Source organism: Sphaerimonospora cavernae (genome assembly GCF_042435035.1).
In the GTDB taxonomy this organism is placed as follows: domain Bacteria; phylum Actinomycetota; class Actinomycetes; order Streptosporangiales; family Streptosporangiaceae; genus Sphaerimonospora; species Sphaerimonospora cavernae.
Genome location: NZ_JBHMQT010000036.1, coordinates 140,744 through 164,046 on the forward strand (window position 1 = coordinate 140,744; position 23,303 = coordinate 164,046).

Genomic DNA, 23,303 nt, shown 5'->3' on the forward strand with positions numbered 1-23,303 from the left:
ACCACATCCCGCTCCCCTGCGAACCGCGATCACGGACACCGATCACGATTTCGCGAATTCCATATTATGCGGGTATCTCGCCGGCCTTCCGGCTCTACGATTCCTACCGCCCAACCGCGTAGGGATGGGGGTGCGCGAATCTCGGGAAGATCCGCATGTCACACCACCTCGCGTGGCCGAGGGCGATTCTATGACCTGCTCCGCAACCCGACAAACTTCGCATGCGACGCGCGAGCGCGTTTCACCGGCCAGCGAAACGGACGATTCAGCATTTGAAGCGCCGGAAGGATAGTTGGTGACAAGCGACATAGAAGACATCCGAACCCGCCGAGACAGAGTCGAAACCCAACTGAGCAAGATCACTCAAAAGCCCTGGCTTCCCTTGCTCCCCGCCGAACCACTCGCCAACCTCCGCCAAGCCCGAAACGCCCTCGTAGAGGTCGCGGACGGCCCACTCGGCATCGGCGTGCTGGGCGCGTACAACGCGGGCAAGTCGAGCCTGCTCGGCGCCCTACTCGGTGATCCGGACCTGCTGCCCACAGGCAAGACCCCCACGACCGGCAACGTCACCGCGTTGCGCCTGGAACCCACCGACGCCCCCCGCCCCTCCCGGCCGGACGAGGTGCTGGTCACGTTCCTGACCCGCCAGGAGGCCGCGAGCTGCAAGCGGTTCCTGGTGTCGCAGATCGCCGAGCACGCCGGGAAGGTGAAACGGCCGGTGACCGAAGTCGAGGAGGCCCTCGCACTGGCCGAGGACGCCGAGGACGCGCCGCTGGACCGCTGGCAGCGATGGTGCGACCAGACCTGGGGCACCACTGACGACAACGTCCCGAGCCTGCGCCTCAAGATCAAAGAGCTGGTCGACTTCCTCCAGGCCGAGCTGATCGGCGGCGAGGTCATCGGCGGTGACGACAGGGTCGCGGTCCGCGTGCCGTGGAACGTGGTCCGCCAGGCGTCGACCCTCGGCACTCTCCTGCCGATCGGCAGCATGCCGCCCCAGAAGATCATGCGGGCCCCGGCGGTGAGCAGGGGATCGGCCACCGATGCGAGCGGACTGCGCACGGTGCTTCCCCTGATCCGGCGGATCACGGCCGAAATCGGCGTCCCCCGGTCCGTCTGGCCCCTGGACGGCCTGCGCAGCCCGAACGATGTCGTGCTGGTCGACTTCCCCGGCCTCGGCTCCAGCCAGTCGGGCCTGCGCGACAAGTTCCTCGCCCGCCTCGAACTGGCGGACATCGCCACCGTCCTGGTGGTCGTCGACGCCACCGACCCGTTCCGCGGCGAGGCGATGGAGATCAGGACCGACTACCTCACCGGCGTTGAGGACCCCCAGCGGCGCGGCGAGAGCATCCTTTTCGCCGCCTCCATGTTCGACCTCCTGGACCCGCCGTCCCGCGACCTCACCCGCCCGGAGGGCGGCCTGACCGAAGCCCAGGTCATCGGCGCGCACCGGCAGCTGCAGAGCCTGATCAACCTCGCCGACGCACTGGTCAGCCAGGGCCACCCCGAGCGGATCGTCTTCACCAGCGCCCAGATCCACCGCCTGGCCGCCGCCGGCCCGCGCGACGGCGACGGCACGCCGCCCTCCGGGCCCTGGACGGCCGTGGCGGAGCGGCTGGCCATCGGCGGTCCCGGCTTCCTGAACCGCGCCCTGGAGTCGGTAGCCGCGGACGGTGGGATGGACGGGTTGCGGCGCCTGATCGAGTCTCACGTCGAGAGCCACGGCCTGGCACAGCGGGCGGCCCTTGTCCGTCAGCGGGACGCCGAGTTCCACGTGTGCATGCGGGAACTGGCCGACTCGCTGGATGACGAGAGGGCCGTGCCCGAACCGGAGGTCTCCTCGCGGCAGGCCCTGAGCAAGGTGCTGGGCGACGTCGCGGCCGAGCTGCGCAGGATCATCGACTCGGCCCGCAGCGAGCTGACCGACATCGACCGTCCCATCGTCCGTCCCGGCTCGGCGTCAGACGAGGCGGGGCACGGACCGACCCCGCGCCGGCTGGTGGAGGAGATCGCCGCCGACCAGGTGGCGAGCTGGGCGCTGTGGACGGAGTTGCTGGAGGCGCTGGAGGAGCAGCGCATCCCCCGGGGCCGCCCCGACCTGCCCGACACCACGGGCTTGTTCCACCGCAGGTTCGACTCGGCCCTCCAGGACATGGACCGTTCCGTGGCCGAGGTGTCCGACAAGATCGTCCGTTCCTGGGTCCACGCGGCCAAGCGCCGGATGGAGCCGCTGGACACGGCCCTGACGCCTCTGCTGGTCCCGGTGGCCGGCCGTCTGAAGGGCCGCGAGGACGTGCGCGCGCTCGCCCGCGCCCTGCGCCTGTCGACGATCGAGCACGAGGCCGCGGAGGGGGGTCGCGAGTTCGACGCCGCCCCCGCCGAGGGCGCCTTCCCGCTCGCCGACGCCGAGGGCTCCGACGGCCGGTGGCTGCCCTGGCACCCCGACTTCCCCGTCGACAGGGACGCCGACTTCGACCTGTCCAGCCGCAACGGCCACCATCAGACGCGTCTGATGCTGCTGCGCAGGGAGCTGACCAACGCGCTGCTGCGGTCCGGTGTCGTGCGCCTGCGCCGGCGACTGCAGCGGCAGAGCGCCCAGATCGTCTCCACCCTGGAGGCGCTGAGGACGGCCATGCCCCGCAGCACCAGCGGCGAGGACTTCGTCGGCTTCGTCTGCGGCCGCGGCGACCACCTCGGGCCCGCAGACGTGGCGCGCGAGATCGATCTCATGCTCGGCGAGTACGAGGCGTCGACGGACGGCCCCGCGGGATGGAAACCGGACGACGAGGACGACACCCCGGACTGGATGAAGGGAGCGGGCCGGTGACCACTCGGCTGGAATGGGCGCCCGAGCCGCGTCGGGTCGCCAAGAACGACCGGCACAGCGGGTTCGTGGCGATCGACTTCGGCACCACCAACACCACGATGACCCTGTACGACCGCAACGTCGCCGAGCGCCCGCCTCTGCCGGCGGCGCAGCACGCGGCGCTGCTGGAGGCCGTCACGTCGCTGCTCACCGACGGCCTGCCGGTCACCGACATGCCGCGGGAACGCCACCACAAGGAGTGGAAGGGCGTGCTCGACGGGATCGCCGCCGACCGGCTGGACCGTCCGGACGCGACCGCCGCTGCGCTCGTGCAGCTGATCAAAGGGACCACGGCGACCTCGCCAGGAGAGTTGCACGACCTGATCCGCGATCTGGACCGGCGGGCCGCGACCTGCACCGAGGCCGTGCGCCGCTGGTTGCGCTACCGCCTGCACCGCTGCCATGAGGCGGCGTTCACGGCGCCCGCGCTCGAACAGCGCTGGCTGCACGTGGTGACGTTCGGCGACCTCGAGAGCAGCGAGGTGATCAGCCGCGCCGAGGTGCGGCAGGAAAACCCGCTGCTGGTGCGGCTGCGCCCGCAGACGTTCGAGGGGCAGGAGAAGACACCCGTGGCGGTGCTCAACCTCAAGCAGCTCGTGACGCGGGTGCCGCCGGAGAGCCACATCGACCAGGAGAACCGGGCGATCGGCGCCGAAGGGCTGTTCGCGGGCGTCGTCTCGTCCCTTCTCGGCCGGGGTGACGGGTTCATCGAGGAGGGCCGCCCGGCGTTCGGTCCCGGCCGCCTCGACCATGTCGTCCTGACGTACCCCACGATGTCGTCGCCGGACGTGCGGCGGAACCTGCGGCGCATCGTCCACGAGACACTCGGCGTCACCCTGGTCGACACCGACTACGACGAGGCGATCGCCGCCGCCCTGTTCTTCCTCATGCGCGACCTCGGCCCCCACTACGGCACGGGCCTGGAGGCGCTGCGGGCACGCTACCGGCCGGTCAAGGGCGCCACCGGCGCCTACGAGGAGAACGTGCTGGTCATCGACGTCGGCGGCGGGACGACCGACATCGCCCTGGTGCGCTTCCTGCTGAAGGACCGCACCGCCCGCCACCGGGTGGAGATGCTCCCGTACACGGGCCGCGACTACAGCATCGTGCCGACCCTGCGCGGGACCAGCGGCAAGGCGCAGCGCGGCGGCAACTTCCTCACCCTGCGCGTGTTCCACTGGCTCAAGGCCGTGATCGCCGACCTGGTGCTCCGCTCGGCCGCCGAGAGCGGGTCAACCGACGTCCGCCAGTGGCTGGACCTCACCGTGAGCGAGCTCCACCCGTCACGGCGCGACGGCAAGAAGTACCTCGCGGGCAAGCTGCAGGGGGACATGCTGGCCGTCCTGCGGGGCGGAACCGCCGGGCGGCGCATGCACGACCCGGACCTGTTCGCCGACGTCGAACGCGTGGTACGGACGCACTACCGGGGCGACCCACCCCTGGACGAGACCTCGGCCGACCGCGCCGGCCGCCTGTTCGACGGCCTGTGGAGGCTGGCGGAGAAGGTCAAGCTGTCACTCAACGAGCAGCCCGAGCACGTGATCGACGAGCTGGACCTGCGGCCCCTCATCGACATCGCCTTCGAGGAGTCGCAGACCTCGCAGCCCGGGATCCTCCAGAAGCCCGTCCTGGGCCAGGCGACGCTGCACGACATCACCCGGCCGATGTTGGAGGAGATCGCCCAGCTCGCGTTAGGCCTGGCCCAGGCGCGGCTGGACGGGCCGGACGACCGGCTGGACCGGATCGTGCTTACCGGCAAGGCCGGCATGACCCCGCTGCTGCGCACCGTGATCAAGGAGCGTTTCTGCGCCCGCGACGCCGACCCGGCCAAGTTCGACTCGGTGGAGATCGTCGGTGAGCGGCGGTACGCGAAGAACGCGGCGTCCATCGGCGCGGCCTGGGCCGCCGTGGTCCGCGGCTACCACCTGTCCGACGACGAGGTCAGGAACATCGTCGTGCACGGCGGCACGGACGTGGACATCGACATCGACAACCTCTTCCGCAACCTGCCTTACACCCTGATCCGCGGCGGTGGCGGCGACCACGACTCCACCCTCTTCAAGGTCGGCGACGAGTTCCCGCAGCACCGCGGCGGCCGGTCGTTCCTGCGTAGCCGCCTGCTCCGGCTGGGCGACGGCCTCACCGTCCAGAGGGTGGTCTACGGGGGCACCAACCAGGAGTGGGGCTCGTTCAAGTGGGAGAACGCGCTGGTGGACCAGCAGCGCGCCGACCCCTCGTTCGAGATCAACCGCACCATCTGGCCCGCCCAGATATCGGCGCAGGTGGAGGTGGACGACCACCAGGAGCTCCGCCTGCACCTGTGGCGCGGCGAGGAGCCAGGCTACCTGGTCATGGACCGCGACGCCATCGAGGTGGTCCACATGGCGGACCGGCTCGCCGACCAGGACATCGCGTTCGGCCTGGACATGGCTGAGAGGATCACCGTCAACCGGCCGACCGGCAACGACGACCTCGGAGGGTCACGGGTCTTCACCACCCACGACTCCGCGGCGGGCCCGTTCTTCCAGCGGTTCACCGACGACTCCGGCCGCAGCGTGGACGGGGTGATCAGCGGCTGTCCGCTGCCCGACCCGCCCCGCAACGGGCAGTGGGCGTTCTTCCTCGACCAGGACGAGCGCAGCCTCGAACTGGGCACCGTGACGGCGCCGGCCGACGCCGCCTACACCTCCTACTGGGCCACTCTCGACGAGACCGGAAGCTTGCGGATCCACGCGGAGCGGCCGGACTACTGGAAGGCCAGGGACGTCGCCGATCTGCAGGACCATTCCGGAAAGGTGCTGACCCTGGACATCTCCGTGCGCCCGCAGCGCGGCGTGGACCCCGACGACCCCTACAACGGGCAGCAGTGATGGCATTCTCCGACGAACAGGCGATCGCCCTGATCAGAGCCCTGGAAGAGCTGCGCGGCACGCCGGGCCACGAGGACATGGTGCTGGACGTCATGGTCTACGTGCTGGGCCGTCTCCATGAGGTGAGCATGACGACGCTGCGGGCCGGGCCGCCCGACCCGGGCAAGCGAGCGCGCCACGAGCTGAGGTCCCTCGTCGAGGAGTTCCTGGGGGACCGCGGCCCCATGCGGGACTCCCACACGCCCTCGCAGGGCGACGAGCAGCGCGCTGAAGACGACGAGGACAGGTCGAACCCGCGTCCGCGTCCTTCGGGCCCGACGCCTTCCGGCGAAGACACCTCGCTGCTGAGATCGCGCGAGTCCAAGCCGCCCATCTCCCTGGAAGCCGCCGGGGAGGTGACCGCCCTCTACCGGAAGGTCCGCCGGGCCTGTGGGCTTCCCGACGATTCCGACCCCGACTTCGACCGCGACGACCTCACGGCGGAGGGCCTGGCCGGACGGTGGCAGCGGCTGAACGTGATGCTGCTGCGCCTGCCTCGCGATCCCGTGTCCGAGTTCATGCGCGAGGTCGACGCCATCGCCCGCACGTACGCCGGCACCGGCTTCAGTGCGGAGAACACGCTGCTGCTGCCGCTGGTTCCCGGCGACAAGCCGATGGTCATCGTGCGGGGATGGCCGGAGCTCGACGTGCCGACGGTCACCACGCACCATGAGGGACGCCGACGCGCCGGGCTGCCCGGCCCGGGCGACGACGATCTTCTGGGCAGGATGTCGGACCTGGCGACCCTGGTGCTGGCCGTCGCGGACCTCGACCCCTCGCTTTTCTGGTACCGGATGAACCGTGACCGTCCCTACCCGCTGGCGGAGAAGCGAGCGGAGTACGACAAGGCGCTGACGACGGCGATCCGCCGGGTGATGAACGTGAACCCGCCCGGCGGCGACAAGGCGTGGGAGCGCCTGAGCGGCCTGTACGAGATCGACGCCCATCTCGCCTCCGTGGCCCATTATCCGCCCGCCTTCCCCGGAAGCTGGTGGGACCACCTGCGCGATGTCGCCTACAGCATCGTGAACGACGCCACCGCGGAACTCGAGTCGCGCAACGTCGTCGTGCGCCGGTGCACCGGCACCCTGTCCCGCGATGACGAGGCTGACCGCGTCCCCATCGACGTCCCCATGGGGGGCGCGTACCCGATCAGCGGCGTTCTGGCCTGCCTGCGCCTGGAGATCGTCGAGAACGACAGGGTGAGAAAGCCCGCACGCGTGCTGTACCGGGAGGGGCAGCGTTGACCATGTCCGCGAGCCTGCTGCGCCGGGCGGCCTCCCTGACCGGAGCACTGCTGATGATCCTCACCGTCATCCTTGCGGGCACGGCCGCGTCCGCGCCGACCGCGTTCGCCGAGCCGCCACAGAGCAGCCTGGAGGAGGTGCTCGATCGGCTCGGCGTGGACAAGCTGCCCGCCGACTACGTGGTGCTGATCGACACCTCCGGGTCCATGCAGGACGACAAAGGGCCGGATCTGTACCAGAGCGCCCGCGAGGGTCTGGCACCGCTGCTCGACGCGCTGGACGACAAGGACCGGCTCACGCTGATCAACTTCGACAGCCTGGCGCAGATCGACTTCTCCGGGCCGCTGAACGGCGCCGGCAGCAAGGCCCTGCAGAACCTGCCCGACCGGGCCACAGGGACCAGCACCGACATCGGCGCCGCGATCAAGTCGGCGATCGACGCGCTCGGGCGGGCGGGCGACGACCCGGCGATCGTGATCATGCTGACCGACGGCGACCACTCGCCGCCGCCGGGGTCGCAGTACGTGAAGGACACCGCGCAGTGGGTCCCGGGCCTGCGGTCCGAGGCGCAGGCGGTCACCGAGCGGCGGCCCCTGCGCAGCTACGCGCTCGCGCTGGCCGACGATCAGAAGAAGGGGGCCCAGCTGTTCGGCGAGATCTTCGGCCACACCGAGGTGCTGAACCTGCCCGCGGACCAGGTCAAGCCCTACCTGTACCACGTCAAGGACCAGGTGCGGCTGGACAAGGCGGCCGCGGTGCTGCAGGGGGAACGGCTCGCCGTCCAGGCGACGCTCCCCGGCGAGGTCACGGTCGGCGCCGAGGGCAGCGAGATCACGGCGGAGCTGACCTCCCTGGCCGAGCGGGTGCCGTTGCACGTGTCCGGGTTGACGCTGCGTGTCGGCGGGGCATCCGGGCGGGCCGTCGCGCCGGACGTGGACCTGCCGCCCAAGGGCAAGGCCACGGTCCGCTTCAAGCTCACCGCCCCGCAGACCTTCCGGTGGCGGATCGGTGTGCAGGAGGAGGTCGTCCGGGGCGCCGCGCGGCTGTCGGGCACGGTCGAGTCCCCCTGGTTGTCGGTGCTCGCGCGGGACATCCGCGTCCCCTTCTCGCCTCCCGCGGTGAAGGCCGAGGCGAGGTCGCGGGCGGTCAGCATGGTGGGCATCCCGTATTGGCAGATCGCCCTGGCCCTCCTCGCCCTGGTCCTGATGGTCCTGCTGGGCCGCTACCTGACGCAGCGCCGGTGGGTGACGATGAACGGCGAGCAGTTGACGGTGTCCCCGCAGAGCGCCTACCCCGAGGACTTCCGGCTGGCCGGCCGGCGCATGAGGCTGCCGTACCAGAGCCGGTCGGAGGGACCGGCCGGGCAGGTCGAGGTTCGGGCGCAGCGCCGGCGCCGAATCGGCAGGCCCGGCACCGAGAGAGTGCTCTACCTCTGGTACCGGCGCGACGGCCGCACGGCGCACGCGCAGCTGCACCCGGGCCGGTCGGTGATCCTCCTCGATGACACCGAGTTCGCCTACGTCGATCGTTCCAGCCAGTGACACCCGAATCTCGAACATCCGTCCCGGAAGGGGTATCCGATGCGTCCTACTCTCATCGTGGGGCTCGGCGGCACGGGGAGCCAGGCCGTCGTCCAGCTCAAGCAGCGTCTGGACACCCATAAGCGGTGGCGGGAGCTGGAAGGCCGTCCCGAGCGAAGCCCCGCGGTGGTCCTGCGGGCCTTCGACGTGGACCAGGCCCGGCCGCAGGCGGGACGGGTCGGCCTGGACGACGGCAACGAGGACGTCCTGCTCAATGCCGAGGTCGGCCCGGTCATCCGCCGTCTGAAGGACCCTCGGCCCGGGGAGCGGCCGAGCTTCGTCTCCCGGTGGTTCAAGCCCGCCGACGCCCGGCAGATCCGGGAGGCGCAGGCGACGGCGTTCATGAACAACGGCGCCGGACAGATCCGCGCGTTCGGGCGAATCGCCTTTTTTCAGGACATGGGCGGCGATGGACGGGTTCGCCGACACCTGACCTCGGCCTTCGACGAGCTCACCCAGAGGCACTCCGAGGTCGACGTCTACGTGGTGACCTCGATCGCCGGCGGCACGGGGGCCGGGCTGCTCATCGACACGCTGGTCCTGCTGCAGAAGGAGGCCGCCAGGCGGCCCGGCCTCGCGGTCAGCACCTCCCTGTTCTGCGTGATGCCCGCCGCCTTCCGCGGCACGCTGAGCGACCTCACCTACAAGGCGGGCGAGGCCAACGGCTTCGCGGCGCTGCGCGAGCTGCACCGCCTGATCACTACCGAGGACCCGGTGAAGTTCGCCTGGGCCCCCGGCCAGGACTGGGAGATGCGGGAACCTCCGGTCCGGGCAATCTACCTGATCGACGGCACGCGCGGCGGCAACGCCCGGCGGCTGCAGGAGGGGTATCCGGTGGCGATCACCGACGCCATCTACGCCCAGCTCCTGCCGAGCTCCCGCTCCAGCCGCAGCCGCAGGGTGAACGAGGAAGGCCGCCTCAAGGGGCACGAGGACCTGTACTCGACGTTCGGCGTCTACACGGTCGAGTACGCCTGGCAGCCGATCGTCTCCGCGCTCGCGGTCCGCGCGGCGGCCCGGTTCACCGCCGACCTGCTCGACGAGACCACCGTACCGGTGCCGGAGATGGTGGACCGCTTCCTGAGCGGCACCCTGGACGGCGCCACCGGGGTGCCGTACCTGCTCAGACGGGAGCTCGGGGGCAGGGGCGTGCGCCGGGCGGCCCCCCGCTGGCTCGATCCGGCCGAGGAGGCCGCGCCGTTCCCGCTCCTCCCGAACCTGGAGGAGTCCTACCAGGACATCGGGACGTCCATGCTCTCGCGCACCCGACACGGCAACACCGACCTCGACGCCGACATCACACAGCAGGTCCAGCGGTACCTGGGCAAGGCCACGGGCACGCCGGCGGCGCAGCGACAGTTCTACCCGGTCGCCGACCGCAACACCGAGCTGGCCCGCCGGCAGTGGACCGTCGCGCTGCACTCCGCCGTCGGGATCATGCTGAGCGGCGGGCAGGACGGCGGGCAGGGCGGCGTGACCGCCGCCGAGCGGTTCCTGGACGCCGTTGGCGCGCGGGTCCGGCAGTACGAGACCGAACTGCAGCGCGCGCCCGCCCCCGAGCCCGGTGCCAAGCAGGCCCTGGCCGAGCAGGAACGGCAGAGCATGCTGAGCTCCGGGCGCTCGGGACGCAAGCAGCTCCGCTACCTGGCCGCCCGGCAGGGCGCCCTGGAGGCGGAGGTCGAGCGCGAGTGCTGGGAGCGGGCCACGCAGCTGCTCGGCTACATGATCGGCACGATCGGGGCGGCCAAGGCCGAGCTCGCGCGGGTCCGCGACACGCTCGGGGAGGTGTCTCGCGGCTTCGAGGCCGAGTCGGCCGCGGTCGCCGGCGACCGTTCCGAGCTGGACGCTGCGCCGCTGCGCCGCATGGTGCCAACCGTGGAGGAGCAGGTCATGGAGCGCTTCTACGCCCGCTGCGTCGGCGATCCGCCGCAGAAGGGCGGCCTGCCCGAGCGGCTTGCCGCCCGGCGCCGAGCCCTGCTCTGGACGCTGTCCCCGGACGAGCGCGGCGAGGTACGCCTGCACGTCCAGCGGGGGGAGGAGAAGCCGCAGCCGTGCACCCCTGAGGTGCTGACCCGGGCGATCGGCGGTGCGACCGGGCGGCTGTTCGACCGGCTCCGTCACATGTCGGTGTTCGAGGTGCTGGAGACCGCCGGGGAGGACCCCGAGGCGCTGGCGCGCGAGATGATCGAGGGCGGCGCGCTGCTGTCTCATTACGACCGCGACCGGCATTTCGACCTGCAGAGCGGGTACGCGGCACAGGTCCCGCCGCAGATCAGCGAGTACGTCTACGCGGACGTGCCGGCAGAGGGGCCCGGGCACGAGTTCGGCACGCGGTTCACCGACCGGCTGCTCGCCCAGGGGGTCACGCTGATGCCGATCACCGAGCCCGGGGAGCAGGTCGACTACCCCACGACCGACAAGATCCTCTACTTCGCCGTGCAGCACCGGATGGTGCTGCCCGCGTTCACGGGCGTCGAGGGGCTGCGCGAGTCCTACCGCGAGCGCTCGGACGGGGGCATCTCCCCGCACGTCATGGTGGAGGAGAAGGGGGCCGCCCGGCTCGAATTCCACTCGGCCCGGCTCGCCCGAGACGGGGTCCTGGACGATGCCCTCCCCGACCTGACGGGCACGGCGCTCAACCTGTGCGCCGACGTGGACCTGCTGCGGTGTGCCGCGATCGTGTTCGCGCACGGCAGGCTGGAGTTCCGCAGGAACCCCGACCAGGCCGGGGGCACGTGGTACGCCACTCCCCAGGGACGCCAGGAGATCCCCGTCGGCCCGCACCGCGACCTGGCCAAGACCCTGGAGCCGCTCGCCCTCGCCCGCACCACCAGGGACGCCGACCGCGCCAGCGGCATCAAGAACCTCGCCGCCGAACTCTCCGAGGCCTACGACGACGACCAGGACGCCGCCCGCTGGACCCGCGACTTCTTCCTCAAAGGCCCCCCCACCCAACCCGGCGTCCCCATTCCCCCCTGGCTCTGGACCGTTTTCACGGTGGCCTCCCACATTTCATGAGGCCGCGGCTCGCGGTCCATGGCGAGGTCGCTATCTGCCCACCAGGAGTCCGTGCAGGGGCGGCTCTAACCGCCGGAAGTGGCGTCCTCGGCGTCGGCGCCGGGAACGGTCATGTCGCACGGGTCGTCCAGCCACCCGTGCGGCAGCGCCACCTTGGCCCGCTCCCCGCTCTTGCCGCGCGGGCCGTCGGCGACCCCCTCCGGCCATGGCTGACCGCGGTCCAGCTCGGCGAGCCGGTCGCGCAGCTCGGTCAGGGTGGTGACGGCGGTGAACGCGCGGCGGGCGTCCGACCCGATCTCGAAGCCTTTCAGGTACCACCCGATGTGCTTGCGGAAGTCGGCCAGGCCGTACCGCTCGCTCCCGATCACCTCGCACAGCAGCTCGGCGTGCCGGAGCATCATGTCCCCGACCTCCCCGAGGTCGGGCCGCACCCGCTCTGCCGAGCCGTCGAAGGCCAGCGCCAGGTCACGGAAGAGCCACGGCCGGCCCAGGCAGCCGCGCCCGACGACGACGCCGTCGCAGCCGGTCCGCTCGACCATGCGCAGCGCGTCGTCGGCGCTCCAGATGTCGCCGTTGCCGAGCACCGGGATCTCCGGCACCGCCTCCTTGAGCCGGGCGATCGCGTCCCAGTCAGCGGTTCCGCCGTAGTGCTGCCTGGCCGTACGGGCGTGCAGGGCGACGGCGGCGACGCCCTCCTCGGCGGCGATCCGGCCCGCGTCGAGGTAGGTCAGGTGGTCCTCGTCGATGCCCTTGCGCATCTTCATCGTCACCGGCAGCGGCCCGGCGTTGGCGACCGCCTCCCTGAGGATCGCGCGCAGCAGGTTCCGCTTGTACGGCAGGGCCGACCCGCCGCCCCGCCTGGTGACCTTGGGCACCGGGCAGCCGAAGTTCAGATCGATGTGGTCGGCCAGGTCCTCCTCGTGGATCATCCTGGCCGCCCTCCCGATGATCACCGGGTCCACGCCGTAGAGCTGGATGCTGCGCGGCGTCTCGTGTTCCCCGAAGCGGATCATGTGGAACGTCAGCGGCACCCGTTCCACCAGGGCCCGGGAGGTGATCATCTCGGAGACGAACAACCCACCGCCCTGCTCCCGGCACAGCGTGCGGAAGCCGATGTTGGTGATGCCCGCCATGGGGGCGAGCACCACAGGAGGCCAGACGTCGAGCGTGCCGATTTTCACGCCTTACATTGTCGCGGCCCCGCCGGGGTGACGGCGCCGCCTCACGGCTTCGAGTACGCATCCGCATCGAAAACCCGATACAGTTATCACGTCGCCGCGAGGCGGACGCGGAAGTGGCTCAGTTGGTAGAGCATCACCTTGCCAAGGTGAGGGTCGCGGGTTCGAATCCCGTCTTCCGCTCCGAGAGGTCTTTTACGTCAGGGCCTCGCTCGGTGGAGTGGCCGAGAGGCGAGGCAGCGGCCTGCAAAGCCGCGTACACGGGTTCAAATCCCGTCTCCACCTCTATGAACCGTCGTGTGACGGGCGCACACTGGAATCAGACCCGATGGGCGATTCTGGTGGAGTGACTCGTGCACAGTGACATACCTCCGGTGCCTCCTGTCATGCCGATGCTGTCCCGCGGCAAGCATCGCAGTCCCAGCAAGGGCGCGTGCTTCATGGAGTTCGTGTCCTATCTCGCGGGCGAGCGGTGGAGCGACCACCCGGCCTGCACCCACCCGCTGCTCGCCGGAGTGGCACGCCTCGTCAACGATCACACCTCCGACGCGGCGCGGCCCCACCTGGCCACACTGATCCCGTCCGTGATCGGGCTGACCGGCGACGACCCCCGGCTGGACGTGCGGATCGCACTGCGGTGCGCCACCACGGCGCTGCCGGTGGTCGCGCACGAGCGGCAGCTCGCGATGGCGGTGTCGATCCTGTCGGCCGAGCACGTCCTCGCCGAGCTGGAGGGAAGACCCGGCATGGCGGAGCGCAGCCGGGAGGCGCTGGCACAGGTGCCCGACGCCGCGCGGTGGGCGTCGGCGTTCGGCCGCGGCATCCGGGTCTCCGTGAAGGGGTTCCGCCGGTATGCCGCGCCCAACACGGCGCAGCTCGCGGTGCGCGGGATCGCCCAGGCCTGCGTGCCGGACCCGGACGCGCTGCTGCGCGGCCTGCTCGCCGGCGCGATCGTCGACTGCCGCGCGCTGGTCCGGCCGCCCGCGGAGAGGGTCGTCGACCCGGCGCGGTGGGCGGACGCCTGCCGCCTCACCACGCGCTGAGTCCCCCCGCGGCCGTGACCGCCGTCAGTCGCAATCGGCGATCCGGCAGATCTTGCCGAGCATCGTCCTGGCGTCCCTGAGCTGCCGGGTGAAGTCGCTCCTGGCGGGCTTTCCGGTCTCTCCGCCGATGTTGTAGACGACGACGGCGTTGGCCCGGCGGGTCACCAGGGCCCGCTCACCGCCGATGGCCCACTTCCTGCCCCGGTAGCTCTGGCCCGTGATCTTCAGCGCGTCGTCGCCGATGGCGGCCTTGGCCGAGGTCACCCGGTAGGTCAGGCCCGAGGCGCGGGTCGACCGGCACCTGGCCACCGCGGCGCGCAGATCGCGCATGGCCTTTTCGGCAGCCCTGGGCGAGGCGTACAGGATCACCTGCTCGGCCCGAGCGTAGCCCGGGACCGCTGTGTAGGTGGCGGTGCGGGCCGCCACCCGGCCGGACCGGCTCAGGGTGGCCTTGTCACAGAGGTTGACCGCGAACCGGGCGCCCGTCTTCTGACTGACCTCCCACCTCGCCTCGTCGTCGTTGTGGTGCTTGGCCGCCTCCTTCTCGTACAGCAGGAAGCCCTTCGGGATGTGCCCTGCCGCCATCGCCGGCGGTGCCGCCGCGAGGGTCATGCCGAAGGCGACGGCCACGGCCGCGGCACCCAGGATCCTCTTCATCGTGATCTCCTTCCGACGCGTGCGTTGCTGAATGATCAGATGCACGCAACACCGGAAAGGTTCGCGATCTACGAGTGGATCCAGATGTAACCGGCGAATCGGCCGGTGTCCCGCTCGCGCCGGTAGGAGTAGAGGTCGGGTGTCTCGATCGTGCATCGGCCGTCGTGCCTGACGTCGGCGACGCCCGCGCGCCCGAGTTGGGCCGCGATCCCGGCGCGGAGGTCGAGGGCGGGGGTGCCCCGCCGGGTGACGGCCCACGTCTCGGGGACCTGGGCGGCCACCCGATCGCGCATGTCGGCGGGGACCTCGTAGCAACGCCCGCAGGCCGCCGGCCCGACCGCGGCCACCATGCGCGACGGCTCGGCGCCCCGGGCGGCCATCGCCGCCACCAGTGCGGGGACCACCCCGACCTCGGTGCCCGGCCGGCCCGAGTGCGCGCCGCCGACCAGGCCGGCCACCGGGTCGGCCAGCAGCACCGGAGCGCAGTCGGCGACCAGAACCGCGAGCCCGAGGCCGGGCCGGTCGGTGAAGACACCGTCGAGCGCGGGCGGCTCACCGGCGAAGGGCTCCACCGCATAGGCCACGTCGGCGCCGTGGACCTGGCGCATGAAAACGACCCGGTCGAGGCCGAACTCGGCGGCCGTCTTCGCGCGGTTCTCGGCCACCGCCGCCGGATCGTCGCCGACCGCTCCGCCGAGGTTGCGTGAGCCGTACGGCCCGGCACTCACGCCGCCGTGCCGGTCGGTGAAGGCCATCCGGACCCGGTCGATCGCGATCGTCGTCATGCGCGGATCTCCGTGTACAGCTCGTGCGTGCGCTCGGCGATCCGCTGCCAGGAGAACAGGTCGACCGCCCGGCGGCGGCCGGCCCGGCCCATCTCGGCCGCGAGTGCCGGGTCCGCCAGCAGTGTCCCGACGCGCTCGGCGATGGCCGCGGCGAACGCCTCCGGATCGCACGGCTCGCCGTCCGCACCCTGTTCTATGGACACGAGCAGACCGGTCGTGCCGTCGTCGACGACCTCGGGGATGCCGCCGGTCGCGGTCGCCACGACCGCCGTCTCGCAGGCCATCGCCTCGAGGTTCACGATGCCCATCGGCTCGTAGACCGACGGGCACACGAAGACCGTCGCGTGCGTGAGGATCTGGATCACCTCGGCCCTGGGCAGCATCTCGGAGATCCATATGACCCCGGTGCGGGCCGCCGAAAGCTCGCGGACCAGGCCGGTGACCTCGGCGGCGATCGCGGGGGTGTCCGGCGCGCCCGCGCAGAGCACGAGTTGCGCCCCGGGGTCGAACGATCTGGCCGCGTGCAGCAGGTGCACCAGCCCCTTCTGCCGGGTGACGCGCCCCACGAAGACGACGTACGGCCGCCCGGGGTCGATGCCGTGCTTGAGCAGCGCCTCGGCGCCGTCTGACGGGGCGTACTCGTCGGTGTCGATCCCGTTGTGGATCACGCGCACCCGATCGGGTGATATTTCGGGATATGCGGTGAGCACATCGTGGCGCATGCCCGCCGACACCGCGATGATCGCGTCGGCCTCCCGCAGCGCGGTCCGTTCGGCCCACGACGACAGCGTGTACCCGCCGCCGAGCTGCTCGGCCTTCCACGGGCGCAGCGGCTCCAGGCTGTGGGTCGTCACCACGTGCGGCACGCCGTACAGCATCTTGGCGACATGCCCGGCGAAGTTCGCGTACCAGGTGTGGCTGTGCACCACGTCGGCGCCATCGCAGCCGGCGGCCATCTCCAGGTCGACGCCGAGCACCTGGAGCGCGGCGTTGGCCTCGGTCAGCCCTTCGGGGACGCGGTAGGCGCGCACTCCCGGCTCCGTCCGGGCCGCCCCGAAGCAGCGCACCCGTACGTCGGCAAGTTCCCGCAGTTCACGGGCGAGGTATTCCACATGGACCCCGGCCCCGCCGTAGACCTCGGGCGGATATTCACGACTGAGCAGATCGACCCGCATATCGAGGAGCTTAAGTCGTAGGTGTTTGTTTGGGGTTCGGCGGGTTAAGGTCCTGCCTATGAAGGTCCTGGCGATCGTGCTCGCCGGTGGTGAAGGGAAGCGGCTGATGCCGTTGACCGCGGACCGGGCCAAGCCCGCCGTCCCCTTCGGGGGGATCTACCGGCTCGTCGACTTCGTGCTGTCGAATCTGGCCAACGCGGAATATTTCCGGATAGTCGTGCTGACTCAGTACAAGAACCACAGCCTGGACCGGCACATCTCCCGGACGTGGCGGCTGTCGTCGATGCTGGGCAACTACGTGACGCCGGTCCCCGCACAGCAGCGGCTCGGCCCGCGCTGGTTCGCCGGTTCGGCCGACGCGATCTTCCAGAACCTCAACCTGATCTACGACGAGGAACCCGAGCACGTCATCGTCTTCGGCGCCGACCACATCTACCGGATGGACCCGCGGCAGATGGTCGCCCAGCACATCGAGTCGGGGGCCGACGTCACGGTCGCGGCCATCCGGCAGCCCCTGAAGCTGGCCGACCAGTTCGGCGTCATCGAGACCGACCCCCCTTCTCAGGGAACGCAGAGTCGCAGGATCGCCGCGTTCCGGGAGAAGCCGACCGACGCGGTGGGCCTGCCCGACGCGCCGGACGAGATCTACGCCTCGATGGGCAACTACGTGTTCCGGACCCAGTCGCTGATCGCGGCGCTGCGCGAGGACGCCCTGGACCCCGGCAGCAGGCACGACCTCGGCGGGAACATCATCCCCATGTTCGTCAAGAGCGGCGGCGCCGAGGTGTACGACTTCGCGAACAACGTGGTGCCGGGCTCGACGGAGCGTGATCGCGGCTACTGGCGGGACGTGGGGACGCTCGACGCCTACTACGAGGCCAACATGGACCTCATCGCGGTGCATCCGGTGTTCAATCTGTACAACGGCAGGTGGCCGATCTACACCGGCCACGATCCGCTGCCGCCTGCCAAGTTCGTGCACAACGACGGCGATCGGGTCGGACGGGCGATGGAGTCGCTGGTGTCGCCGGGAGTCATCGTCTCCGGGGGTACGGCGCTGCGCTCCATCCTGTCCCCGGGCGTCGTGCTCCACTCGCACTCGCTCGTCGAGGACTCGGTGCTGATGGGCAACGTCCGGATCGGCCGGAACGCGCGGGTCCGGCGGGCGATCATCGACAAGAACGTGGTCGTACCGGACGGCGCCAGGATCGGATTCGACCCCGAGCACGACCGCGAACGCTTCGCGGTCACCAAAGAGGGGATCGTGGTGATCGGCAAGAGCGAGGTCATCGACCTCTGATCGGCGACCGATCAGAACTGATCAGAGGTCGGTCAGCGGCCGTTGATGCGCCAGGTCGGCTCGACGACCGTCCACTGCGCCTCCCACACTCGCTTGGCACGCCGCTGGTTGATGCCCCGGGTCGCGGCGACGACCAGCGCCAGGCCCGTGGCCGCGGCCAGCGGAACGCCGAAGCCGACGGTCAACGCGGACACGACGGTGGTCTCCCGCTCCTGCGGGCGCGGGACCGGCGAACCGCGGCCGTCGGTCCAGATCCGGACCGTGTCACCGTGGTGCTTGCTCGTCGAGGCGTCGATCGTTCCCTCCCACTGCCGCCCGTCGGGTGCCCGCCACTGGGCCTTCACGTGGCCGATCGCCGCTCCGGCCGGTGACAGCCGGGGTGACTTCGGCTCCTCGATCAGGTGAGCGGTCACCTGGTGACGGGTGTGCCGCTGCTGGGCCTCCGTTTTCAGGCCGTCGCCGTACGTTCTGGCACCGAGCGTCACTCCGAAGGCGACGGCGACCATGACGCCCAGCATCGCGGCAAGCCGGACCACCGCCTCGACCCGGTCGCACCGGCGGCGAAGCGGGTTCCTGTCGAGGCCGAGCCATCTGGCGAACCTGGCGAATGGATTCTGCGTCATCTCACACCTCACAGGGTCATTACCACTGCGAGTCACGCTTATGCCTATTTCGCCGCCCAAGAGAGTACGTGGTCAGGGCATGCCGAGCTCTTCAAGCACCCGGCTGGTGCGGCGGGCCTCGTTCGCCAGCCAGCGGCGGAAATCGTCGCCGTCCAGGTACATCGGCACCCATCCGTTGCGGGCGCACAGCCTGGACCAGACGGGCGAGTCGGCGATGGCCCGGCACAGGCGCGCCAGCCCATCGTGCCTGCGCTCACTCAGGGCCTGCGCACCGACCAGCCCTGACCAGTTGGCGTAGACCAGCCGCACCCCCGACTCCATCAGCGTGGGCGCGTCCAGCCCCGCCATCCGCTCGGGTGACGAGACCGCCAGCGGCCGCAGCCGACCGGCGCGGATGTGGGGCGCCATATCCCGCTGCGCGCCGACTCCGACGGCTGCCCGCCCGTCCAGCATCGCCGCGACCGCCTGGTCCCGGTCGTGGTACGACGCGTAGTTGAGCAGCCGGGGATCCGCCCCCAACCCCAGCGCGGTCAGGCCGTACAGCACGTGCTCGGGACCGCCGGCCGTCCCGCCGGCCGCCCTCGGCCCGGCGGGATCGCGCAGCAGGGCGGCGGCGAACTCCTCGAACGTCCGGAAACTCGAATCCCGGGCGGCGACCAGCACCTCCCACTCCCCCGCCAGCCTGGCCAGCGGCGCGGTGCGCGAGACGAGCGGCACGGCATGCCGGATGGCCGCCGCGCCGAGCAGGGCCGGGTCGGTGACCATCAGGTCACCGGAGCGCGCGGTCGCGACGAACCTGGCGAGCGCGGCCGCGCCGTCCCCCTGCTCACGTACCGTCACCCGCCTGGCCCAGCGGCGGCTTTCGATGACGGCCCGCAGCGCCCTGGCGAAGCCGTCCCCCCGGCCGCCCGCCCCACCCGGCACCACCAGGGAGATCTCGGTCTGGACGGGTGGGGCCTGCGTCCCGCATCCCGCCGTGAGGGCCAGCGCTCCCAGTACGAGGACGGTACGGCGTCGCACCTCGGCATCCTCCCCCGAAGAAGCCTTGCACGCTCAGAACCGGACTAATTACACATTGTGACTATATCGGACACTCCGGGAGAGGGAGGGAGCGGGCTCACTCCACCGTGACGCTCTTGGCGAGGTTGCGCGGCTTGTCGACGTCCCGGCCGAGCGCCACGGCGGCGTGGTAGGCGAAGAGCTGGAGCGGGATCGTGAGCAGGATCGGGTCGAGCTCGTTCTCGTTCTTCGGCACCACGACGCAGTCGTCGGCGGCCTCGGAGGTCCGGTGGCCGACCATCAGGATCCGCCCGTGCCTGGCCCGGATCTCGCCGAGCGTGGTGAGGTTCTTGTCGAGCAGTTCGTCGTCGGGGACCACCGCCACGGTCGGCAGCTCCGGGCTGATCAGCGCGAGCGGGCCGTGCTTGAGCTCGCTCGCCGGGTACGCCTCGGCGTGGACGTAGGAGATCTCCTTCAGTTTCTGGGCGCCCTCCCGGGCCACCGGGTAGCCGCGCACCCGGCCGACGAACATCATCCCCGGCGCGTCGGCGTACTTGATCGCCAGTTCCCTGATCTGCTCTTCGAGGGTGAGGATCTCCTTGATCTGCTCGGGCAGCCGCCGCAGCCCCTCGCAGACGCGCCTGCCGTCCGCCGGGGACAGGTCCCGTACCCGGCCGAGGTGGAGCGCCAGCAGCGCGAACGCGACCGCGGTCGAGGTGAACGCCTTGGTCGAGGCGACCGACACCTCCGGCCCGGCGTGCAGGTAGATGCCGCCGTCGGTCTCCCGTGCGATGGCGCTGCCCACCGTGTTCACGATGCCGAGCACCCTGCCGCCCTTGCGCTTGAGCTCCTGGACCGCGGCGAGGGTGTCGTAGGTCTCCCCCGACTGGCTGATCGTGACGTACAGGGTGTCGGGCTCGACGACCGGGCCGCGGTAGCGGAACTCCGAGGCCGGCTCGGCGTCGGCCGGCATTCGTGCCAGCTCCTCGATCAGCTGCGCGCCGATCTGCCCGGAGTAGTACGCCGAGCCACAGCCGATGATCTTCACCCGGCGGAAGGAACGGGTCTCGCGGGCGTCCATGTTCAGGCCGCCGAGATGCGCGATGTGGAACCGGTCGTCGATGCGGCCGCGCAGCGTGCGCGCGACGGTGTCGGGCTGCTCGGAGATCTCCTTGAGCAGGTAGTGCTCGTATCCGCCGTTGTCGTAGTGACCGGCGTCCCAGTCGACCGTGAACGGCTCCTTGGCGGTCTCCCTGGCGTCGCTGGTGAAGGTGTGGAACCCGTCGGCCGTGAGGACCGCGAGCTCGCCGTCCTCCAGGTGCACGACCTGGCGGGTGTAGCGGATCAGCGCGGCGACGTCGGAGGCGACGAACATCTCCTTCTCACCGATGCCGAGCACGATCGGACTGCCGTTGCGGGCGACCACGATCTCGCCGGGGCGCTGCGCGTCGACGACGGCGATGCCGTACGTGCCGACCACCCCGGCGAGAGCCTTCCGGACGGCCTCCTCCAGCGACTCGGCCTCCTTGGCCATGAGCGCGATCAGATGCGCGAGCGTCTCGGTGTCGGTCTCGCTCTGGAAGACGACGCCGTCGGCCTCGAGGCGGCGGCGCAGCTCGTCGGCGTTCTCGATGATGCCGTTGTGCACCACCGCGATCCGTCCCTCGTGGTCGAGGTGCGGGTGGGCGTTCACGTCACTCGGGGCGCCGTGCGTCGCCCACCGCGTGTGCCCGATGCCGACCGTGCCCTTGAAACGGGCGGGTACGGCCGCCGCCAGGTCGGCCACCCGGCCCTTGACCTTGCGCGTCTTCAGGCCCTTGGCGTTGACGACGGCGAGGCCGGCCGAGTCGTAGCCCCGGTACTCCAGGCGCTGGAGCCCTTCGAGCAGGATGGGCGCCGCATCCTTGGGGCCGACGTAAGCGACGATTCCGCACATATCCGCTCCTATCCGTAAACAATCCGGCGGAGCTGGCGCAGCGACAGCTCCGGTGCCGCGACACGCCTTCCAGTGAGCTCGGCCGAGATTCTGGGGAAGATCTGGTCGTTGGTCAGCCCCCTCGCCTTGAGCTCGCCGTGGCGTCGGCGTACGTACTCCTCGGCGGACTCGCCGAAGTACGCCAGGACATCGGCCACCACCCGTGCGGCCTCTCCCGGGCCGAGCGGCGTCGTCCGGGTGAGGTGACTGATCAGATCCTCGAAGGGATGCCGTGCCGTTGACACAGAGCAGGACCCTAACGCAGCGAGGATGCCGACTATCAAGTTTTCTGCCCGAATCCGGGCAGGATCAGTCCGAGTCTCCTCATGGAGGGGTTTTCCTCACATCCCTGCCATCGGCGGCACCGGCACCCCTCGACATCCGCTAGAGTTAGCCATGCGTCGCCGGGGAGATCCCGGGGATCGCGCGGAAGTGGCTCAGTTGGTAGAGCATCACCTTGCCAAGGTGAGGGTCGCGGGTTCGAATCCCGTCTTCCGCTCGCAGTACTCGGGCGATTAGCTCAGCGGGAGAGCGCTTCCCTGACACGGAAGAGGTCACTGGTTCAATCCCAGTATCGCCCACCAGTTCGAAAGGCCGCCGAACCGACAGAGTCCGGCGGCCTGGTTATTTCTTGGCTCGGACACACGTTCCGGCAGTAGCGTGATCACATATGAGACCACTCGTGCTGCTCGACGTGGACGGCGTCCTCAACCCGTTACGACGTCCTTCCCCGTCGTTTCGCCGACATACCGTGGTCGTGGAGGGCACGGCGTACCAGGTGATGCTCGACCCACGCCACGGTGACCGCCTGCTGGAGCTGGCCCGTGCCACCGGAGCCGATCTCGCGTGGGCCACCACCTGGGAGGACCACGCCAACGAGGAGATCGCCCCGCGCATCGGCCTGCCGCGCCTCCCGGTGATCCCGGTCTTGGGCGACCCGGCGTCATACTCCGGTGAGCACATGAAGACCCGCGCCATCGCCAAATATGTGCGGCGCCGTCCGTTCGTCTGGTTCGACGACGACCTCGATCAGGCCGACCACGACTACCTGGATCGGCATCCCGGTGTGGGTGATTTCCTGCTCGTGAAGGTCGATTCCCGCTTCGGACTCACCGCCGGCCATCTCGGCCAGGCCCGCCGATGGCTGAGTAGAGGTGTTCAAGCTTGACCCGTCCGTGGCCGAGCACTGTGGCGGAGGCGGAGGCCGTACAGGAACAGCTCCGGCCACTGGTCGATCTGGCCGACTCCGGACCCGAGCACGTCAGGCTCGTGGCCGGGCTGGACGTGGGATACGCCGTCAAGGGCGACGAGGTCACGGGTGCCGTGGTCGTCCTGGACGCGGACACCCTGCGAGTCGTGGACAGGGCAGTCGTCCGGGAGCGTGTGAGGTTTCCGTACGTGCCGGGGCTGTTCGCCTTCCGCGAGCTGCCGCCGCTCCTGGCCGCCCTGGATCGGCTCCCGGTCACCCCGGACCTGCTGATCTGCGACGGGTACGGCTTGGCTCACCCACGCCGGTTCGGGCTGGCCTGCCATCTGGGCGTGCTGACCGGGCTGCCGACGGTCGGCGTGGCCAAGACCGCGTTCGTGGGCAGCCACGATGCGCCGGGCCGGGAACGCGGCGCGTGGAGCCCCATCCGGATCGACGGCGACGTGGTCGGCCGCGCGCTGCGCACGCGCGAGGGTGTCAAGCCCGTCTACGTCTCCCAGGGCCACCGGGTCGGGCTGGACACGGCCTGCGCCCACGTCCTGCGGTTGACCCCGGCCTACCGGCTGCCCGAGCCGATCCGCCAGGCCGACCGCCTGTCCCACTCCTGATACCGGTCGGGTGGGGCTTGCCGTTATGGGATCATCTGTAACGGCTGTGATGGTTTTAGACGGATGGTGTGATCGTGACGTCTGCTCCCAGTCTGGTGATCGGTGGCCGTTACCGGCTGCTCCGCCGGCTCGG

At 70.5% G+C, this 23,303-nt stretch carries 17 protein-coding genes and 4 tRNA genes; 13 read left to right on the top strand and 8 right to left on the bottom strand.

Translation table 11 applies throughout. The features are described from left to right. The first annotated feature begins 382 nt into the window (after positions 1-382). The 5 genes from ACFHYQ_RS17025 to ACFHYQ_RS17045 are packed head-to-tail and all read left to right on the top strand — an operon-like array spanning position 383 to position 11,620. Positions 383-2,827: a dynamin family protein gene (locus ACFHYQ_RS17025; RefSeq protein ID WP_394302125.1), complete on the top strand. Its 2,445-nt coding sequence runs from the start codon at positions 383-385 to the stop codon at positions 2,825-2,827. Next, a complete protein-coding gene (locus ACFHYQ_RS17030; RefSeq protein WP_394302126.1) occupies positions 2,824-5,736 on the top strand; it encodes a hypothetical protein in 2,913 nt (970 codons plus the stop codon). Before ACFHYQ_RS17025 ends, ACFHYQ_RS17030 begins: the two co-directional genes overlap by 4 nt. Beyond that, on the top strand, positions 5,736-7,022 hold the full coding sequence (locus tag ACFHYQ_RS17035) for a hypothetical protein (protein ID WP_394302127.1): 1,287 nt from the start codon (positions 5,736-5,738) through the stop codon (positions 7,020-7,022). Before ACFHYQ_RS17030 ends, ACFHYQ_RS17035 begins: the two co-directional genes overlap by 1 nt. A 2-nt stretch (positions 7,023-7,024) precedes the next feature. Then, positions 7,025-8,563 (top strand): vWA domain-containing protein, encoded by a 1,539-nt coding sequence (locus ACFHYQ_RS17040; RefSeq protein ID WP_394302128.1) that lies wholly within the window; start codon positions 7,025-7,027, stop codon positions 8,561-8,563. Positions 8,564-8,602: 39 nt separating this feature from the next. Further along, complete coding sequence (locus ACFHYQ_RS17045) at positions 8,603-11,620, top strand: tubulin-like doman-containing protein (RefSeq protein ID WP_394302129.1); 3,018 nt, start codon at positions 8,603-8,605, stop codon at positions 11,618-11,620. 65 nt (positions 11,621-11,685) lie between these two features. On the opposite strand, the gene dusB is transcribed toward ACFHYQ_RS17045, so the two are convergent. Then, a complete protein-coding gene (dusB, locus tag ACFHYQ_RS17050; RefSeq protein ID WP_394302130.1) occupies positions 11,686-12,801 on the bottom strand; it encodes a tRNA dihydrouridine synthase DusB in 1,116 nt (371 codons plus the stop codon). Between the two features lie 107 nt (positions 12,802-12,908). Between dusB and ACFHYQ_RS17055 the strand changes: the two genes are divergently transcribed. From ACFHYQ_RS17055 to ACFHYQ_RS17065, 3 genes are all read left to right on the top strand, one after another. Beyond that, positions 12,909-12,981 (top strand) — tRNA-Gly (locus tag ACFHYQ_RS17055). Between the two features lie 31 nt (positions 12,982-13,012). Beyond that, a tRNA-Cys gene (locus ACFHYQ_RS17060) sits at positions 13,013-13,083 on the top strand. A gap of 89 nt (positions 13,084-13,172) precedes the next feature. Beyond that, positions 13,173-13,841, top strand: coding sequence for a hypothetical protein (locus ACFHYQ_RS17065; protein WP_394302131.1), 669 nt, complete (start codon positions 13,173-13,175; stop codon positions 13,839-13,841). A 24-nt stretch (positions 13,842-13,865) separates the two neighbouring features. Here ACFHYQ_RS17065 and ACFHYQ_RS17070 read toward each other — a convergent pair whose 3' ends face one another. The 3 genes from ACFHYQ_RS17070 to glgA form a co-directional block, all read right to left on the bottom strand. Then, positions 13,866-14,498 (bottom strand): hypothetical protein, encoded by a 633-nt coding sequence (locus ACFHYQ_RS17070; RefSeq protein WP_394302132.1) that lies wholly within the window; start codon positions 14,496-14,498, stop codon positions 13,866-13,868. 68 nt (positions 14,499-14,566) lie between these two features. Continuing rightward, positions 14,567-15,283 (bottom strand): peptidoglycan editing factor PgeF, encoded by a 717-nt coding sequence (gene pgeF, locus ACFHYQ_RS17075; RefSeq protein WP_394302133.1) that lies wholly within the window; start codon positions 15,281-15,283, stop codon positions 14,567-14,569. Continuing rightward, positions 15,280-16,458, bottom strand: coding sequence for a glycogen synthase (gene glgA, locus ACFHYQ_RS17080; RefSeq protein WP_394302134.1), 1,179 nt, complete (start codon positions 16,456-16,458; stop codon positions 15,280-15,282). Before glgA ends, pgeF begins: the two co-directional genes overlap by 4 nt. Positions 16,459-16,483: 25 nt before the next feature. Here glgA and glgC point away from each other — a divergent pair, with 25 nt between their 5' ends. Further along, positions 16,484-17,758: a glucose-1-phosphate adenylyltransferase gene (gene glgC / locus ACFHYQ_RS17085; RefSeq protein WP_394302135.1), complete on the top strand. Its 1,275-nt coding sequence runs from the start codon at positions 16,484-16,486 to the stop codon at positions 17,756-17,758. 32 nt (positions 17,759-17,790) lie between these two features. Here the strand turns inward: glgC and ACFHYQ_RS17090 are convergent, their stop codons facing one another. The 4 genes from ACFHYQ_RS17090 to ACFHYQ_RS17105 all read right to left on the bottom strand — a co-directional run bounded on the left by ACFHYQ_RS17090 (position 17,791) and on the right by ACFHYQ_RS17105 (position 21,600). Then, positions 17,791-18,381, bottom strand: a complete 591-nt coding sequence (locus ACFHYQ_RS17090; RefSeq protein WP_394302136.1) for an Rv1733c family protein — start codon at positions 18,379-18,381, stop codon at positions 17,791-17,793. A 72-nt stretch (positions 18,382-18,453) separates the two neighbouring features. Next, the gene (locus tag ACFHYQ_RS17095) at positions 18,454-19,401 is read right to left on the bottom strand and encodes a Bug family tripartite tricarboxylate transporter substrate binding protein (protein ID WP_394302137.1); all 948 of its coding nucleotides are present in this window, start codon (positions 19,399-19,401) and stop codon (positions 18,454-18,456) included. A gap of 97 nt (positions 19,402-19,498) precedes the next feature. Next, complete coding sequence (gene glmS, locus ACFHYQ_RS17100; RefSeq protein ID WP_394302138.1) at positions 19,499-21,316, bottom strand: glutamine--fructose-6-phosphate transaminase (isomerizing); 1,818 nt, start codon at positions 21,314-21,316, stop codon at positions 19,499-19,501. Between the two features lie 8 nt (positions 21,317-21,324). Continuing rightward, entirely contained in the window at positions 21,325-21,600 is a 276-nt protein-coding gene (locus ACFHYQ_RS17105; protein ID WP_394302139.1) for a hypothetical protein, read from the bottom strand. Between the two features lie 181 nt (positions 21,601-21,781). Here ACFHYQ_RS17105 and ACFHYQ_RS17110 point away from each other — a divergent pair. The 4 genes from ACFHYQ_RS17110 to nfi all read left to right on the top strand — a co-directional run bounded on the left by ACFHYQ_RS17110 (position 21,782) and on the right by nfi (position 23,170). After that, positions 21,782-21,854, top strand: a tRNA-Gly gene (locus ACFHYQ_RS17110). A 10-nt stretch (positions 21,855-21,864) separates the two neighbouring features. After that, a tRNA-Val gene (locus ACFHYQ_RS17115) sits at positions 21,865-21,939 on the top strand. Positions 21,940-22,025: 86 nt separating this feature from the next. Continuing rightward, positions 22,026-22,523 carry an HAD domain-containing protein gene (locus ACFHYQ_RS17120; RefSeq protein WP_394302140.1) on the top strand — a complete coding sequence of 166 codons (498 nt, stop codon included), beginning with the start codon at positions 22,026-22,028 and terminating at the stop codon, positions 22,521-22,523. After that, complete coding sequence (gene nfi, locus ACFHYQ_RS17125; protein ID WP_394302141.1) at positions 22,520-23,170, top strand: deoxyribonuclease V; 651 nt, start codon at positions 22,520-22,522, stop codon at positions 23,168-23,170. Before ACFHYQ_RS17120 ends, nfi begins: the two co-directional genes overlap by 4 nt. Positions 23,171-23,303: the final 133 nt, after the last annotated feature.